This window comes from Pseudomonas sp. SZ57, assembly GCF_009495975.1.
Taxonomy (GTDB): domain Bacteria; phylum Pseudomonadota; class Gammaproteobacteria; order Pseudomonadales; family Pseudomonadaceae; genus Aquipseudomonas; species Aquipseudomonas syringae.
Genome location: NZ_WIBD01000025.1, coordinates 22,563 through 38,314 on the forward strand (window position 1 = coordinate 22,563; position 15,752 = coordinate 38,314).

Below are 15,752 nucleotides of genomic sequence, written 5' to 3' on the forward strand. Positions count from 1 at the left end.
CAGTGTTTACTGCACCCGCGCCTGTTGCCAGCAGCAAAGAGGCTGACTGAAAAATTATTTCTTCTTGAGACAATCGCTCATGAAACTCTTGCGCGCGTCCCCCTTGAGCGCCTGAGTGCTGGCGGTCGCGTTGCAGGTTTTCATCTTCTCCTGCTGGGTAGCCGCCGGCGGCGGTGCCGCTTTCAGGCAAGTGCTCATGAACGCCTTGCGCTCATCACCCTTCAGCGACTGCGCGCTGGCGTCGGCATTGCAGGTGGTCATTTTGTTCTGCTGCGCGGTCGCAGCGAAACCCTGGGCAGACAACATCAAACCAACGAGCAACACAGGAATACCGAGCTTGTTCATCGATCCACTCTCCAGATCCACTGCACCGGGCGGCACAGGCTGAGATTCAGTGTAGTCAGCGTCTGCACTCTGTGACGGGACACCGGACATCGCCGCTGGCATTCTCGACAAACAGGCGGATAATTACGCCTCGCTTTAACGATGATCCCCTTATGCAATACGCTTTTCCGCTGATCACCGTCCTTATCTGGGCGGTCAACACAGCCGTCACCAAGGCGTCTGCCGGGGTGATCTTTCCGGCTGAAATAGGCTTTTATCGCTGGGCGCTGGCCGGCTTGCTGTTCACGCCGTTCATGCTCGGGCCTGTGTGGGCTAACCGCGCGGCGATCAAACCGGTACTTGGCAAGATCTTCATTCTGGCCGTGCTTGGCACAGCGCTGTATCAAAGCCTGGCGTATTTCGCGGCCAGCCTGACAACCGCCACCAACATGGGGATCATTCAGTCGATGGTGCCGATGATGGCGCTGGGGCTGTCGATAGCCTGCCTCGGCACTCGCCTGACCTCGGGCGCACTACTGGGGGCGGTGCTGTCATTCGCGGGAGTGGTGGTCGTGGTCTCGGCAGGCAATCCGGCCGGCCTGATCGAGCAAGGTGTCAATCGGGGCGATGCGATGGTGCTGGTGGCCGCCGCGTCGTATGCGGTCTACAGCACGCTGCTGAAGAAGTGGCAGTTGCGTTTGCCGCCCCTGCAGTTGCTTTACGTACAGATCCTGCTGGCGATTATCGTCTTGCTGCCGCCGTTCATGCTGTCGGCGAAAACCGGCCTGAATGCGAGCAACATACCGATGGTGCTGTATGCCGCGATTCCAACGTCGATGCTCGCGCCGTGGCTGTGGATGACCTCGATCATGCGCCTGGGCCCCAGCCGCACAACACTGTTCTTCAACCTGATGCCCATCGCCACGGCCTTGATTGCCGCGGCGACACTGGGCGAGCAACTGGCGCTCTATCACCTGTTCGGCGGAGCGCTGACCCTGTGCGGCGTCATCCTCGCGGAACGCTGGACGACACCGCTGCGATCCAGGGCGGATTAGGCAGTCGCGCTGCCTTCGCTGCCCTCCAGGCTGTGAATCGACACATCGGTGATGCCGGCGGCAAGCGGCAGACCGGCTTCACCCATCGGCAGTTCGTCCAGTTCTACGTGATGCTTGAGCGCCAGTTCGTGCACCACTTCGATGATGGGCACGTCCAGATTCTCGATAATGTCTACGTGGTGCTCGCCGAGCAGGGTGTACTCGATCTCATACAGTTCTTTATCGCTCATCGCATCTTCCTGGCCGTCACTGAGGAGCGGCTGATTAACGAACTACGGTCCGACAACCGATGACCGAGCCCAAGGCTGAGCAAAACGCTCAACCATGCCATCAGATTGACCTCGGCCTTTCGGGAACGTGCGAGGAATATTCAAAGCGCTTTTCATGCCCGATCGTCATGCGGTCCGGAGGATTCAGCAACGGCATCAGGGTGGAGGCAAGGTACTGCCTCATCGCCATCTTTTTTTCGAACTCTTAAGCCCCTCCTCTGCTCCAAGGCATACCGGGCCAAAACCGGCTCTGACATGTGGAGCAATAACGATGTACAAGAAACTCTTCGCGGCGACCTTTGTATTGGCGACGATGGCTGGCTGCAGCAACACAACTGTGCAGAACCCGGTGGACTACGTCACTTATCGCAATGAGCCGCTGGTCAAGCAGGTCGAGAACGGCATGACGCGCCAGCAGGTCCTGACCATCGGCGGTGAGCCGTCGAGCACCATCGAGCGCCGGGTCAACCCAGGCACTTGCAACAACTACGTCATGAACAAAGACGGCCACAAACAGGTTTACCACGTCAGTTTCAACAGCGACGGCCGTGTGACCAACAAAGGTTTCATGACGTGCGAACAACGCGAGAAGAACGAAAAAGCGATGTAATCAAAACGCAGGCACAAACAAAAAGCCCGAGGCATGAATGCCTCGGGCTTTTTGTTGAATGCTTTTTAGGATCTGTACGAAAAGTGGCTGCGCTCGGTGATGCTTCGTTAAAAACAGGCTCGGAATGCTCATTTACAACACGTAGACTCCGCTTCCTCGCCTGTTTTTGCCTCGCCTGACCTTCGCTCGCCGACTTTTTCGTACAAAGCCTAGAAAACCAGCTTGAACAGGGCGATAACCACGACCAGGCCGATCAGAAAGATGATGCCAACGGTGCTTCCCAGGAACTTGAGCATTGTGTATCTCCACGATTTATTTGGGTCTCAAGGTTGGGACCGCGGGGCTCAGCACTCGTTTCTTATATTTTTACATTCAGTCACAACCTTGCGCACCTGCGAAAATCCGATAAAACTTTTTCCCTTCTGCAGCACTCACAACCCTTGCTGATCCTGCCGGGCAATACACAGAGCGGGACAGCAAAACCTGATGAGTCCTGGAGATAAATGATGAATTCTGCACCGCAATCACAGCTTTCCGATGTAAATACTCTGCGCCAGCGCGCACGCCAGAACGTTGAGGATGGTGCTGTGACTCAAGGTTACAGCGCTGACCGCGAAACGGTCCTGCGCCTGCTCAATGAATCGCTGGCTACCGAGCTGGTCTGTGTGCTGCGCTACAAGCGCCACTACTACATGGCGTCGGGCCTGAAAGCGAGCGTCGCGGCAGCCGAGTTTCTGGAACACGCAGAGCAGGAAGCGCAGCACGCCGACAAACTGGCCGAGCGTATCGTGCAACTGGGCGGCGAGCCGGAGTTCAACCCGGACACCCTGTCGAAGAACTCCCACGCGCAGTACGTGGCTGGCAACACGCTGAAGGAAATGGTCTACGAAGATCTGGTTGCCGAGCGCATCGCCGTCGACAGCTATCGCGAGATCATTCAATACCTCGGCGACAGCGACCCGACTACCCGCCGCATCTTCGAAGAAATCCTTGCTCAGGAAGAAGAGCACGCTGACGACATGGCAGACATTCTGAACGATCTGTAAGCCCCAGCAGCCAATGAAAAGCCAGGACCTGTGTCCTGGCTTTTTTTTTGCCCGGTAGTTTCTCGAGGCACATATGTGAACATCGTTGCGCACGCTCCAGCGCGGGCAACAGAGATGGAGCGTTACTTCACCGTCTTCGGCGCCTTGCCGGTGCGCATCTGCTCCAGCAGCGGGCCACACTGATTCGGCTCGCTGTCGCCAGTGGCGACCAGCGCCAGCAAACCGGCAACAGGACCTACGGTTGCACCGAGCAGGACCATGCCGGCTCCGCGCAGCAACAACGGACCGGACTGTACGCCTGCGTTGGGCTTGGCGAACGGGCCGTTGACGTACAGCGGCGAGCGCAGCGAGAACACGCGGAAGCCCTTGGACTCAGGGTTGATCTGCAGGTCCAGTTGCTCGGTCTTCAGGTTCGCGGTGCCGTTGATGTAAATGATGGCGTTCTCGGTATCGAAGACAAACAGCCGGCTGGTCGCCAGCCCGTCCTTGATACCGAAGTTCGAGGCCGCGCAATTGATCTTCACGTCCTTGTCGCCGAACAGCTTGCCGACTACGTAGTTGCCCACGTTGAGCCCGGCAATTTCCATCAGGCCACGACTGATCGCGCCGTCGTTCACCAGCATCTTCATTTCGCCGTTGGCAGACCCCAGCAAGGCTGAAACCGAGTTGCCGCGCCCACTGATATCGGCGTCGCCGTTCAGCTCACCGAAGCTGGTTTTCATCGGTTCGAAGGTCGGGAACAACTGCTTGAGCTTGAAATTGCGCGCCGACAGCTTGGCCCTGCCCTGCATGGGCTTGTTTTGCCCGTTGAGGCGAATGTCCGCGTCCAGCTTGCCGCCTGCCACACCAAAACGCAACGGCTCAAGGCTCAACTGACCATCGTCGAGAACCAGATGGGTGTAGAGGTCGGTGAACGGCAGGTCCGGGCTCTGCACGATGCGCTTGCCGGTGAACTCCACGTCGGCGTCCATCGCCCGCCAGCGATCAGTCTGAAACTCCTCGACAGGCAGAACCTTGCCCGAAGGCTGCTTGCTCTCGCCACCGCGCTTTTTCTGCGCAGCATTGGAGTCCGCACCGATCAGTGGCGCGAGGTCACTGAACAGCAACTGATTGGAGACCAGCACGCCACTCAGCTTGGGCCGGGGCTGACTGGCGACGAAGCCCAGGTCGCCGTGGATATCGCTGTTGCCGATCTTGCCGTTGAAGCCTTCGTAACGGAAGTTGGCGCCAGCCGGATCGTGCAGTTTGGCGATCAGGCGGCCATCGGTGGAGTACGCCGGAGAATCCGGCAGGGTCACACCCGTCAGCGGGTACAGATTGCTCAGGCTCGCGCCGGAAAGCTTGAGGCGCAGATCCAGCGCGCCCAAGTTCTGTGGATCGGTCAGGGTCCCGGCGATCAGCGCATGGGTGTCACCGACCTTGACGTCAGCCTGCACCGGAAACGGCTGATTGGCATCCTTGAGCGCGAGCAGACCGCCGACCTTGCCGGTGCCGCTCAGCTTCTGATCGTGGTATTGGCCGGTGACCGCCAGACCGAACGCATAATCCTGCGGTACTGCGCCCTTTTCCTGGGCCTTTTTCGCTTCCTTGCTGCCGACGATTTCACTGAACGGGATCGGCTTGCCGAGCAGGTCGATCACCACGTCCAGATTGGCGTTGAGTTTCTGGTCATTGAAGCTCACCAGTCCCTTGTCAAACTTGATCGCGCCGATGTCCATCACCCATTTGGAGGGCTCGGCATTCGGGTCGGACTTGGGCAGGTCGAACACCCAGTTGGCGCGACCATCGGCCAGACGCTCGAGTCTGGCCTCGGGCCCGGTCAGATCGATACGCGGGATAACCACTTGCTGAGCCAGCAGCGGCAGCAGTGAGAGACGAAATTCGACATGCTTGAGGGTCACCATCTCCGGGGTCTTCGACCACTCGGGATTACCCAGACTCAGGTCATCGGCGACAAAGTGCGGCGACGGCACCCAGGCACGCCAGCCACCGAGCTCGGGCTCGCGCGTCCAGCGCACATCCAGATCACCATTGATGGCGAACGGACGATGCAGCGCTTCGCTGACTTTTGCATTGAGGGTAGGTTTGATGCGATTCCAGTCGAAAGTGACAATCACAATGACCAATATAGCCAGCACCACCAGCAACGTGGCACCTGTCCAGGCGAAAATCTTGCGGCTGCGCGCCATGCGTCACTCTCCAGAAAACAGCGCCCCGACCCTGGCGCGCTGAATACGACATGAATGTTCGACTGACAAACGCGCCGAGGGTTTGATTTGAATACGAAAATGCATCGAAGGCCAGCACTCATGCACTGTTACTGGTCAAGGAGCCTGACTGAAAACCCTTTCGACGCAGGCAAAGCGCATTTGCTAAAGTGCAACCCAGCCTAATCCAAGAATCGTTTGAGCCATGCTGCCCCGCGCCGAACAGAAACAACAGACCCGAAGAGCCCTGCTCGATGCTGCCCATCAACTGATGGAGAGCGGGCGCGGCTTCGGCAGCCTGAGCCTGCGCGAAGTGGCGCGCACGGCAGGTATCGTACCGACCGGTTTCTACCGGCACTTTGAAGACATGGACCAGTTGGGGCTGGCACTGGTCAGCGAGGTCGGCCAGACCTTTCGCGAGACCATCCGGCTGGTGCGCCACAACGAATTCGCCATGGGCGGGCTGATTCGTGCCTCGGTGAAGATATTCCTCGAACGTGTGGCGGCCAACCGCTCGCAGTTCCTGTTTCTGGCGCGCGAACAATACGGCGGCTCCTTGAAGGTGCGCCAGGCGCTCGGAGCGCTGCGTGAAGGCATCAGCGCCGACCTCACCGCCGACTTGGCAAAGATGCCCAAATGGCAGCACCTGAATGCCGATGCCCTGTCGATCATCGCCGATCTGGTGGTGAAAAGCGTGTTTGCGATGCTGCCGGAACTGATCGACCCGCCCCCTGCCTCACTGGCCCCGCACCTGACACCTCAGGCGAAGATCACCCAGCAACTGCGCTTCATCTTCATTGGCGCACGGCACTGGCGGGGGCTGGGCAGTCACGATTGAGCGTCGGCACGCTCTGCTTCGTCCCGAGAACGACGTCTCACTATTAACGCTCCCCTCAAGCAAAAGACTCGCACCAAATTAACGCATCGACTTGCTTATGCACCCAAATAGAGCAACACGATGTGTGCCAACATTCGCATCACCCGCTTCTGTCAGCCATTTCCCCGCAAGCTGCACTGTTGGCAAGCCCCTTGCTCTGATTTGAAGCATCGCAATTGGCTGGAAGCTATCTGATGCTGGTGATTCACGACCGAATCGAACCTCAGGCCGAATGGGCCGCCGAGCTGCATTTGAATTTCGAGGCACGCAGCAAAAGTCGACTGCGCTGCTTCAGTGCGGAAAACGAAGACGTTGGCCTGTTTCTGCAACGCGGCCAGTCGCCGCTGCGCGATGGCGAGTTTCTTCAGGCCAAGGACGGCCGTGTCGTGCGTGTCTGCGCACGTCCCGAAAAACTCATGCATGTCACGTGCAGCAGCACCTTCGAACTGACCCGCGCGGCCTATCACCTTGGCAATCGTCACGTGGCCCTGCAAGTCGGCGACGGCTGGCTGCGCCTGCTCGACGATTACGTGCTCAAGGCGATGCTCGATCAACTGGGCGCCACTGTCGACACCATCGAAGCGCCGTTCCAGCCGGAACATGGCGCCTACGGCGGCGGGCATCATCACTCGCGCGCAGGCGAGGAGGATTTCAACTATCCGCCGCGCATGCACCAGTTCGGCGTGCGCAAGTGAACAGCGCCTGGGCGCTATTGCGCCTGGCCAGTCCGCAGCTGCCCATCGGTGGCTACAGCTATTCGCAAGGGCTGGAAATGGCAGTGGAGCAGTCCATTGTGGTGGACCCGCAGACCGCGGGCCGCTGGATCGGCGATCAACTGCTGCTCAATCTCGCGCGTTTCGAGGCCCCGCTGCTGCTGGCTCATTGCGAAGCAGCGGCAGCCGGTGACTGGGGTCAGTTGCTGCAAGTCAGCGAGCAGCATCGCGCCAGCCGCGAGGCTCGCGAGCTGCATCTGGAAAGCCGGCAGATGGGGTATTCCTTGAAGCAGTTGCTCGATGGCCTGCCTGAACTGGATCGTGATGCACGGCATTTTCTGCAGCAGACTGCCGAGCCGCACCTGGCCCTTGGCTGGGCGCTGGCCGCACGCGCCTGGCAGATCAGCCCGCAGGATGCGCTGGCCGCCTGGCTATGGAGCTGGCTTGAAAACCAGCTGGCCGTGCTGATGAAAACCCTGCCGCTGGGCCAGCAAGCCGCCCAGCGCCTGACCAGCGAGCTGTTGCCGTTATTGCAGCAGGCGCAGGTCAGTGCCAGCGCACAAGATCCCTGCCATGCCGGCAGCGCAGCCTTCGGTCTGTCCCTGGCGAGCATGGCGCACGAACGTCAATACAGCCGGTTATTCCGGTCCTGATCAGTCCTTATGGAGAACTCAATGAACAGCCAACCTCTGCGCGTCGGAATCGGTGGCCCGGTCGGATCCGGCAAGACGGCGCTGACCCTGGCGCTGTGCCTGGCATTGCGCGACCGCTATAACCTGGCCGTGGTGACCAACGATATCTATACCCGCGAAGACGCTGACTTTCTGGTGCGTAACGAGGCACTGGCACCTGAGCGCATCATCGGCGTTGAAACCGGCGGCTGCCCGCACACCGCCATTCGCGAGGATGCTTCGATCAATCTGGAAGCCGTCGACCAGCTCAATCGCCGCTTCGAAGGCCTGGACCTGATCATCGTCGAATCCGGTGGCGATAACCTTTCCGCGACCTTCAGCCCGGAGCTTTCCGACCTGACCATCTACGTGATCGACGTGTCGGCCGGCGACAAGCTGCCGCGCAAAGGCGGCCCGGGCATCTGCAAGTCGGACCTGCTGGTGATCAACAAGATCGACCTCGCCCCGTTGGTGGGCGCGTCACTGGAAATGATGGACAGCGACACGCGCAGGATGCGTGGAGAAAAGCCGTTCGTGTTCAGCAATCAGAAAACCGGTCAGGGTCTGGAACAGATCATTGCCTTCATTGAGCGCCAGGGCCTGCTGACTGCAGCCGCCTGAATTCACAACCAAAAGGAACCCGTCGATGAACTACAAAAAAGCCCTTGGCGCCCTCGCGCTGTTGCTGGTCCCGACTCTGGCGCTGGCTCACCCCGGTCATGGCGATAACGGCCTGATCGCTGGTATCAGCCACCCGATTGGTGGGCTGGACCACTTGCTGGCAATGCTTGCCGTCGGCTTGTGGGCTGCGCAGCAACAAGGGTCGGCACGCTGGGCGCTGCCATGCACTTTCGTCGGCACCATGCTGATCGGCGGCATGCTGGGCTTTGAAGGTCTGAACCTGCCGGCGCTGGAAAGCGGCATTGCCGCATCGGTACTGGCTCTGGGCCTGGCCGTGGCATTGGCAGTACGTCCGCCGCTGGCGCTGGCGGTCGCCGCAACAGCCCTGTTCGCCTTGTTCCACGGTGTAGCGCATGGCCTTGAACTGCCGGAGATGTCCAGCCCGTGGGCGTACGCAACAGGTTTCGTTGCTGCAACTGCGGCCTTGCATGCGCTGGGTTATGCGGTGGTTCGCGTGTTGCCTCAGGCGGCAGCACCGCTGGTGCGTATCGCTGGTGCAGCCTCTGCGGCAGCGGGTGTGTGGTTGCTGGCAGCCTGATCGAGCTTCGCGCTGATCGTGTCCGCTTCAGTTGCGGATGATCAGCGCGAAGGCGCAGGAATGCGGTACAGGTAGAGCAGCACTGCGCTGGCAAACGCCAGCAGGCAGACCGGCAAGGGATGCAGACCGAACAGCACCGCGATGGCGGCGATCCAGGCGGGCAACCCGGCGGCCAGGAACGCCAGACGGCGAATGGCCGCGAGTTTGAGCCATGCTGCCGGCTCCTCGGGTGTATCGAGTGCAGCCTGGGTGACCGCCAACGCGCGCTTGTAGGCGCCGAAGGGTTTCAGGCTGACGAACATCGAGCCTATGCCGGCGATGAACAGCGGGATCGCCAACACCGGAATGAGCGGCTCGCTGGCACCGAAAAATACACAGACCACCAGCAATGGCGCCAGGGTCAGACCCAGTTGACGCCACCATTGCATCTCGAGCTTTTGACGAACCTCGCTGCGTGTCACGCGGGGCCGACCTCGCTTTGATGTTCGTTGCCCATCATGTGCCCCAGCTTGCCCGCCTTGGTCGCCAGATAAAGACGATTGTGCGGGTTTTGCCCGGTGTGCAGCGGCACGCGCTCGGCGACTCTGATGCCCATCTCGGTCAAGGCTTTGACCTTGCGCGGGTTGTTGGTCATCAGCCGCAACGACTGCACGCCCAGATGCTGAAGCATCGGCAAGCAGATCGCGTAGTCACGCTGATCGGCAGCAAAGCCCAGACGCTCGTTGGCTTCAACCGTATCGGCGCCGCCATCCTGCAGCTCGTAGGCGCGGATCTTGTTCATCAGACCGATACCGCGCCCTTCCTGGCGCAGGTACAACAACACGCCCCGCCCTTCGGTGGCGATGGCGCGCAGGGCAGCCTCCAGTTGAGAACCGCAATCGCAACGCTGACTGAACAGGGCATCGCCCGTCAGGCATTCGGAATGTACGCGACCCAGAACCGGCTCACCGTCCGCCACATCGCCCAGACTCAGGACGACGTGTTCACGGCCGGTTGCCGACTCGATAAAGCCGTGCATGGCAAACTCTGCAAAGGGAGTGGGCAGTTTGGAAGCGGCGACAAAGACGACGGGCACCGTGTGCTCCTGATCAGTATGAAGACTGGAAATTCGCAAGATTTGCATTGTAACAGCAGGTTCCTGCAGACGCTCAGGGTGAATTCTCGGGCATTTAGATCATAAAGTTCGATAGATAGAAGCGCTCATCCGCTCACTGCTCACCGCCAAAATGCTGGTAGCCACGCGTGTCAGGCGTGACGTCTTGCCCTGCGTCGTCGACAAGCACGACGCCTTGCCCCTGCTCTACCCGGCCAATGACGTGCACCGGCCAGCCTTCTTTCAGTACAGTCGGCAAGTGTTCGGAAGGCAGTGTGAAGGCCAGGATGTAATCGTCGCCACCGCTCAGTGCGGCCTGTCGGGCAGAGGGCAGATCGAACAAGGTCAGCAATGGGTCGGACATCGGCAGCCTGTCGCGCTCCACAACCAGACGGACACCCGATGCGCGAGCGATGTGTCCGCAGTCAGCCAGCAGCCCATCGGAGATGTCCAGCGCCGACGTCGCCCTGCCGCGCAAAGCCTGCCCCAGCGCCAGTTGCGGTTGCGGCGACCAGTAGCGGGCCAGCAATGCTTCGGCGATCAAGGGCTCGGCGCTACACTGCTTCAATACCAGCGGCAATGCACCTGCGCCATCACCCAGCGTGCCGCCGACACACAGCAGGTCACCCGCCTTAGCACCCGCGCGGGTCAGGGCTGATCCGGCCGGCACAGCGCCGAACACTGTCAGCGTCAGGCTCAAGGGACCGCGCGTGGTATCACCACCGATCAGACGCAGCGAACAGCCTTGCGCCATCTGGTTAAGGCCGCGAGCGAAGGTCTGCAGCCAGGCGGCATCGACCTGCGGCAGGGTCAGGGCAAGGGTGAACGCGACAGGCCGGGCGCCCATGGCCGCCAGATCACTGGCAGACACCGCCAGCGCGCGCTGGCCAAGCAGAAAGGGGTCGCAGGCATCAGGAAAATGTACCCCGGCAACCAGGGTATCGGTCGAGATCGCCAACTGCTCACCGGGCGCTAACGCCAGCAGCGCGCAGTCGTCGCCGATCCCCAGGGCAACTTCCTCGCCCGCCTGTGCACAGGGCGCGGCGGCGAAGTAATTGCGGATCAGCTCGAACTCTCCCATGAAGGTCAGGCGCGAATCAGCGCTTGTGGGCCTTCACTTCGACTTCACGCAGGCGCGGCGCCAGCTTGTCCAGCACGCCATTGACGAACTTGTGGCCGTCAGTGGAGCCGTAGACTTTCGCCAGCTCGATGCCTTCGTTGATCACCACGCGATAAGGCACGTCGATGCGCTTGAGCAGTTCGAAGGTGGACAGCCGCAGTACGGCCAGCTCAACCGGGTCGAGCTCTTCGATGGTCAGATCAAGGCAAGGCGAAAGCGCGGTGTCGATCTCGGTCTTGTTGGTTGCCACGCCGTGCAGCAGCTCACGGAAGTAGGTGCCGTCAACGTTGCTGAAATCATTGTCGACACGGAACTGCGCTTCGATCTCGTTCAACGAATGGCCAGCCATGTGCCACTGATACAGGGCCTGGGTTGCCATCTGACGTGCTTCACGACGCTTGGCGCTTTTGCCCTTGGCGGCTTCCGGCGACTTGGCATCGCGCGGGTTGAACTGGTCGGTATCGTCGGAAATCACTTGGCCTCCAGCTGCGACAGCAGACTGACCATTTCGATAGCGGACAGAGCGGCTTCAGCGCCTTTGTTGCCGGCTTTGGTGCCGGAACGCTCGATGGCTTGTTCGATGGAGTCGACGGTCAACACGCCGAAAGCGACCGGCACGCCGAACTCCATGGACACCTGGGACAAGCCCTTGACGCACTCGCCTGCCACGTATTCGAAGTGTGGAGTACCGCCACGGATCACTGCACCCAGTGCGACGATGGCCGCGAACTCGCTGCGTTGGGCAACTTTCTGCACAACCAGTGGAATCTCGAACGCACCCGGGGCACGGATGATGGTGATGTCGCTTTCGCTCACGCCATGGCGTACCAGCGCATCAACGGCACCGCTAACCAGGCTTTCCACGACGAAGCTGTTGAAACGGCCAACTACCAAGGCATAGCGGCCCTGGGGGGCGATGAAGGTACCTTCGATGGTCTTCAAGGTCATTCGGTGAGTCTCGTATTAAAGAGCAAGCCCGCCTTGGGGCGGACTTTGAGGGATATTAGGCCACGAATCATGCCTGTCAGGCCAAAACCTGCGAAAAACCATCTTTCACACGCCCCGACCTGCCGGTATTTATTCGGAGGGCACGTATTCTACAACTTCCAGATCGAAACCGGATATCGCATTGAACTTCATCGGCGAACTCATCAGGCGCATTTTGCGCACGCCGAGGTCACGAAGGATCTGCGAACCGGCACCGACCGTGCTGTACGTGGTCGGTGTCTTGATCGGTTGCTGACCGGCGGTTTCGCGAATATGAGCCAGCAAGACATCGCCATCCAGCGGGTGACCGAGCAGCAGTACCACCCCGCTGCCCGCCTCGTTAACCGCGCGCATGGCGGCGCGCAGGCTCCAGCGGCCGGGCTGGCTGACCATCAACAGGTCACGCAGCGGGTCCATGTTGTGCACGCGAACCAGCGTGGGCTCTTCGGCGCAGATGGTGCCCAGAGTCAGCGCCAGATGCACGTCGCCCTCGACCGAATCACGGTAGGTCACCAGGTTGAAACTGCCCAGTTCGCTGTCCATCGGCTGCTCGGCAATCCGCTGAACGGTACGTTCGTGGATCATCCGGTAGTGAATCAGGTCGGCGATGGTGCCGATCTTGATGTCATGTTGCAGGGCAAATGCTTCGAGTTCGGCGCGACGCGACATGGTGCCGTCGTCGTTCATGACTTCGCAGATCAGGCCCGTCGGCTCGAAACCGGCCATGCGCGCCAGGTCGCAGGCCGCTTCGGTATGACCGGCGCGCGCCAAGGTGCCGCCCGCTTGGGCCATGAGCGGGAAGATATGGCCCGGGCTGACGATGTCTTCGGCCTTGGCGTCCTTGGCAGCGGCAGCCTGCACAGTACGTGCGCGGTCGGCTGCCGAGATACCGGTGGTCACGCCTTCGGCGGCTTCGATGGAAACGGTGAACTTGGTGCCGAAACCCGAACCGTTGCGCGCGGCCATCAGCGGCAGCTTGAGGGTTTCGCAGCGCTCGCGAGTCATCGGCATGCAGATCAGACCACGGGCGAAACGCGCCATGAAGTTGATGTGCTCGGGCTTCACGCATTCGGCAGCCATGATCAGGTCGCCTTCGTTTTCGCGGTCTTCGTCATCCATGAGGATGACCATCTTGCCCTGGCGAATGTCTTCGACCAGTTCTTCGATACTGTTGAGCGCCACGCGGCACCCCCTTCAATCAATTCAGGATTTGAGGTAGCCGTTCTCGGCCAGGAAGCTTTCGGTGATCGTGCCGTGGCCCGGATCGGCGGCCTTGTCGCCCAGCAGCAGGCGCTCCAGATAACGCGCCAGCAGGTCGACTTCCAGGTTGACCTTACGGCCGGGCTGGTAGTCGGCCATGATCGTTTCGCTCCAGGTATGAGGCACGATGGTCAGTTCGAACTCCGCGCCGTTGACCGAGTTGACGGTCAGGCTGGTGCCGTCGACCGTGATCGAGCCTTTGTGGGCGATGTATTTGGCCAGCTCACGTGGCGCACGCACGGTGAACTGAATGGCGCGGGCGTTATCTGCACGGGCGACGATTTCGCCGACGCCGTCGACATGACCGCTGACCAGATGACCACCCAGACGTGTAGTCGGGGTCAGGGCCTTTTCCAGGTTGACCCGGCTGCCGCTCTTCAGGTCGACAAAGGCGGTGACGGTCAGGGTTTCCCGGCTGACGTCAGCCCAGAAGCCATCACCGGGCAATTCGACAGCGGTCAGGCATACGCCATTGACGGCAATGCTGTCGCCGAGTTTGACGTCGGTCAGGTCAAGCTTGCCGGTTTCCACATAAACGCGGACGTCGCCGCCTTTGGGAGTCAGGGCGCGGATGCTGCCAATGGATTCGATAATGCCGGTAAACATGGGTCCTCCGGGAGAACAAGGGCTGCGCGCAAGGCGAAAGCCGGGAATTATACGCCGGGTGTGCGCACAGGGAGAGCGATGACTCGCCAGTCATTACCGACAGCACGCATTTCCACAATGTTCAGCTCAAGTGCCTCGCTCATCTGCGCCAGCGGAAGATCGAGCAGCGGGCGGGCCGATGAACCAAGAAACTTGCCGGCAATGAAGAGCTGAAACTCGTCGACCAGCCCGAGCCGGGCAAAAGCCCCCGCCAGTCGCGGACCGGCCTCGACCAGTACTTCATTGACGCCACGCGCGGCGAGCTCGCCCATCAACCGGCGCAGGTCCACATGACCGGCGCTGTCGGCCAGGGCGAGCATTTCGTGGCCCTCTTCCTGATAACGACCTCGCGCCGACGCAGCGGCGCAGGTCACGACCAGCGCACTGCCTGCCTGGAAGAACGGTGCATCGAGCGGCACGCGTAAACGGCCGTCGATCAACACGCGCAACGGTGCACGTGCAGCGGCCAGCGCGGTCAGTTCGGCATCGAGCCCCAATTCATCAGGGCGAACGGTGAGACGAGCCTTGTCGGCCAGCACCGTGTCGGCGCCGCTGAGTACCACACTCGACTGCGCCCGCAGGCGTTGCACGGCAGAACGTGCCTCAGGGCCGGTGATCCACTGGCTTTCACCGCTGGCCATCGCTGTGCGGCCATCCAGGCTCATGGCCATTTTGACCCGCACGTAAGGCAGGCCGGTCTCCATGCGCTTGAGAAAGCCTTTGTTCAGCGCTCGCGCTTCGCTTTCCAGCACGCCACATTGAACGCCGATGCCGGCATTCATGAGGCGCAACAGGCCACGGCCGGAGACTTCGGGGTTAGGGTCCTGCATCGCCGCGACCACCCGCGTCAGCCCGGCTTCGATCAGTGCATCGGCACAGGGCGGTGTGCGCCCCTGGTGACTGCACGGTTCGAGGGTGACGTAGGCGGTCGCACCTCTGGCCAGCTCGCCGGCCTGGCGCAACGCATGCACTTCGGCATGCGGCTCACCGGCGCGCGCATGCCAACCTTCGCCAACGATCCGGCCTTCACGCACGATCACGCAGCCGACTCGCGGGTTGGGATGCGTGGAGTAGAGCCCCTTGCGCGCCAGCTCGAGTGCTCGCGCCATGTAATGAACGTCGAGAGCCGCCTGTTCAGTCAGCAATGCATTTATTCCTTGCCCGGCTCGCGGGCCAGACGATCGATTTCTTCACGGAATTCGTTGAGGTCCTGAAAGCGCCGGTACACGGAAGCGAAACGGATGTAGGCCACTTCGTCGAGCTTCTGCAGCTCGGTCATGACCAGCTCACCCACTACCAGCGATTTGACTTCGCGTTCGCCGGTCGCGCGCAGCTTGTGTTTGATGTGAACCAGGGCCGCTTCCAGGCGTTCGACACTCACCGGACGCTTTTCAAGCGCGCGCTGCATACCGGCGCGCAGTTTTTCTTCATCGAAAGGCTGGCGGCTGCCGTCCTGTTTGATCAGACGCGGCAAGACCAGCTCGGCAGTTTCGAACGTGGTGAAGCGCTCGCCGCAGGCCAGGCACTCGCGTCGGCGGCGTACTTGCTCGCCTTCGGCGACGAGGCGGGAGTCGATGACTTTGGTGTCATTGGCACCGCAGAAGGGACAGTGCATGGTGGCTGGCAACGAAAGAATGGGGAGCGCCATGTTAGCGC

General features: G+C 60.8%; 20 protein-coding genes. 8 read left to right on the top strand and 12 right to left on the bottom strand.

The window, feature by feature from the left end; genetic code table 11:
* Positions 1 to 54 precede the first annotated feature (54 nt).
* Positions 55 to 345, bottom strand: a complete 291-nt coding sequence (locus GE543_RS20755; RefSeq protein ID WP_032699795.1) for a PsiF family protein — start codon at positions 343 to 345, stop codon at positions 55 to 57.
* A gap of 152 nt (positions 346 to 497) precedes the next feature.
* Here GE543_RS20755 and GE543_RS20760 point away from each other — a divergent pair, with 152 nt between their 5' ends.
* Positions 498 to 1,379, top strand: a complete 882-nt coding sequence (locus tag GE543_RS20760; RefSeq protein WP_153222281.1) for a DMT family transporter — start codon at positions 498 to 500, stop codon at positions 1,377 to 1,379.
* On the opposite strand, the gene GE543_RS20765 is transcribed toward GE543_RS20760, so the two are convergent.
* Positions 1,376 to 1,609 (bottom strand): hypothetical protein, encoded by a 234-nt coding sequence (locus GE543_RS20765; protein WP_003368905.1) that lies wholly within the window; start codon positions 1,607 to 1,609, stop codon positions 1,376 to 1,378. The genes GE543_RS20760 and GE543_RS20765 overlap by 4 nt on opposite strands.
* A 310-nt stretch (positions 1,610 to 1,919) precedes the next feature.
* Between GE543_RS20765 and osmE the strand changes: the two genes are divergently transcribed.
* The gene (osmE, locus tag GE543_RS20770) at positions 1,920 to 2,258 is read left to right on the top strand and encodes an osmotically-inducible lipoprotein OsmE (RefSeq protein ID WP_003317036.1); all 339 of its coding nucleotides are present in this window, start codon (positions 1,920 to 1,922) and stop codon (positions 2,256 to 2,258) included.
* 506 nt (positions 2,259 to 2,764) lie between these two features.
* Positions 2,765 to 3,304, top strand: a complete 540-nt coding sequence (locus GE543_RS20780; protein WP_003317037.1) for a bacterioferritin — start codon at positions 2,765 to 2,767, stop codon at positions 3,302 to 3,304.
* Between the two features lie 122 nt (positions 3,305 to 3,426).
* Here GE543_RS20780 and GE543_RS20785 read toward each other — a convergent pair whose 3' ends face one another.
* Positions 3,427 to 5,493 (bottom strand): AsmA family protein, encoded by a 2,067-nt coding sequence (locus tag GE543_RS20785; RefSeq protein WP_153222282.1) that lies wholly within the window; start codon positions 5,491 to 5,493, stop codon positions 3,427 to 3,429.
* 223 nt (positions 5,494 to 5,716) lie between these two features.
* Between GE543_RS20785 and GE543_RS20790 the strand changes: the two genes are divergently transcribed.
* The 5 genes from GE543_RS20790 to GE543_RS20810 all read left to right on the top strand — a co-directional run bounded on the left by GE543_RS20790 (position 5,717) and on the right by GE543_RS20810 (position 8,991).
* On the top strand, positions 5,717 to 6,349 hold the full coding sequence (locus GE543_RS20790; RefSeq protein ID WP_002555418.1) for a TetR family transcriptional regulator: 633 nt from the start codon (positions 5,717 to 5,719) through the stop codon (positions 6,347 to 6,349).
* 233 nt (positions 6,350 to 6,582) lie between these two features.
* Positions 6,583 to 7,083, top strand: coding sequence for an urease accessory protein UreE (gene ureE / locus GE543_RS20795; protein ID WP_003347894.1), 501 nt, complete (start codon positions 6,583 to 6,585; stop codon positions 7,081 to 7,083).
* On the top strand, positions 7,080 to 7,754 hold the full coding sequence (locus tag GE543_RS20800) for an urease accessory protein UreF (protein ID WP_371927217.1): 675 nt from the start codon (positions 7,080 to 7,082) through the stop codon (positions 7,752 to 7,754). The genes ureE and GE543_RS20800 overlap by 4 nt, the downstream gene beginning before the upstream one ends.
* A gap of 21 nt (positions 7,755 to 7,775) precedes the next feature.
* Positions 7,776 to 8,393: an urease accessory protein UreG gene (gene ureG, locus GE543_RS20805; RefSeq protein WP_003368915.1), complete on the top strand. Its 618-nt coding sequence runs from the start codon at positions 7,776 to 7,778 to the stop codon at positions 8,391 to 8,393.
* 25 nt (positions 8,394 to 8,418) lie between these two features.
* Complete coding sequence (locus tag GE543_RS20810) at positions 8,419 to 8,991, top strand: HupE/UreJ family protein (protein ID WP_153222283.1); 573 nt, start codon at positions 8,419 to 8,421, stop codon at positions 8,989 to 8,991.
* A 41-nt stretch (positions 8,992 to 9,032) separates the two neighbouring features.
* Here the strand turns inward: GE543_RS20810 and GE543_RS20815 are convergent, their stop codons facing one another.
* The 9 genes from GE543_RS20815 to nrdR all read right to left on the bottom strand — a co-directional run bounded on the left by GE543_RS20815 (position 9,033) and on the right by nrdR (position 15,711).
* The gene (locus GE543_RS20815) at positions 9,033 to 9,452 is read right to left on the bottom strand and encodes a hypothetical protein (protein WP_003419519.1); all 420 of its coding nucleotides are present in this window, start codon (positions 9,450 to 9,452) and stop codon (positions 9,033 to 9,035) included.
* Positions 9,449 to 10,066, bottom strand: a complete 618-nt coding sequence (gene ribA / locus GE543_RS20820) for a GTP cyclohydrolase II (protein ID WP_003419520.1) — start codon at positions 10,064 to 10,066, stop codon at positions 9,449 to 9,451. Before ribA ends, GE543_RS20815 begins: the two co-directional genes overlap by 4 nt.
* A gap of 133 nt (positions 10,067 to 10,199) precedes the next feature.
* A complete protein-coding gene (gene thiL / locus GE543_RS20825) occupies positions 10,200 to 11,165 on the bottom strand; it encodes a thiamine-phosphate kinase (protein ID WP_153222284.1) in 966 nt (321 codons plus the stop codon).
* Positions 11,166 to 11,181: 16 nt separating this feature from the next.
* Entirely contained in the window at positions 11,182 to 11,679 is a 498-nt protein-coding gene (gene nusB, locus GE543_RS20830; RefSeq protein WP_003419525.1) for a transcription antitermination factor NusB, read from the bottom strand.
* Positions 11,676 to 12,152, bottom strand: a complete 477-nt coding sequence (ribE, locus tag GE543_RS20835) for a 6,7-dimethyl-8-ribityllumazine synthase (protein WP_002555427.1) — start codon at positions 12,150 to 12,152, stop codon at positions 11,676 to 11,678. Before ribE ends, nusB begins: the two co-directional genes overlap by 4 nt.
* Before the next feature lie 129 nt (positions 12,153 to 12,281).
* Positions 12,282 to 13,373: a bifunctional 3,4-dihydroxy-2-butanone-4-phosphate synthase/GTP cyclohydrolase II gene (ribBA, locus tag GE543_RS20840; protein ID WP_003368927.1), complete on the bottom strand. Its 1,092-nt coding sequence runs from the start codon at positions 13,371 to 13,373 to the stop codon at positions 12,282 to 12,284.
* 21 nt (positions 13,374 to 13,394) lie between these two features.
* Positions 13,395 to 14,057, bottom strand: coding sequence for a riboflavin synthase (locus GE543_RS20845; protein ID WP_153222285.1), 663 nt, complete (start codon positions 14,055 to 14,057; stop codon positions 13,395 to 13,397).
* Between the two features lie 47 nt (positions 14,058 to 14,104).
* Entirely contained in the window at positions 14,105 to 15,205 is a 1,101-nt protein-coding gene (ribD, locus tag GE543_RS20850; RefSeq protein WP_153222310.1) for a bifunctional diaminohydroxyphosphoribosylaminopyrimidine deaminase/5-amino-6-(5-phosphoribosylamino)uracil reductase RibD, read from the bottom strand.
* 41 nt (positions 15,206 to 15,246) lie between these two features.
* The gene (gene nrdR / locus GE543_RS20855; protein WP_003317051.1) at positions 15,247 to 15,711 is read right to left on the bottom strand and encodes a transcriptional regulator NrdR; all 465 of its coding nucleotides are present in this window, start codon (positions 15,709 to 15,711) and stop codon (positions 15,247 to 15,249) included.
* Positions 15,712 to 15,752 lie beyond the last annotated feature (41 nt).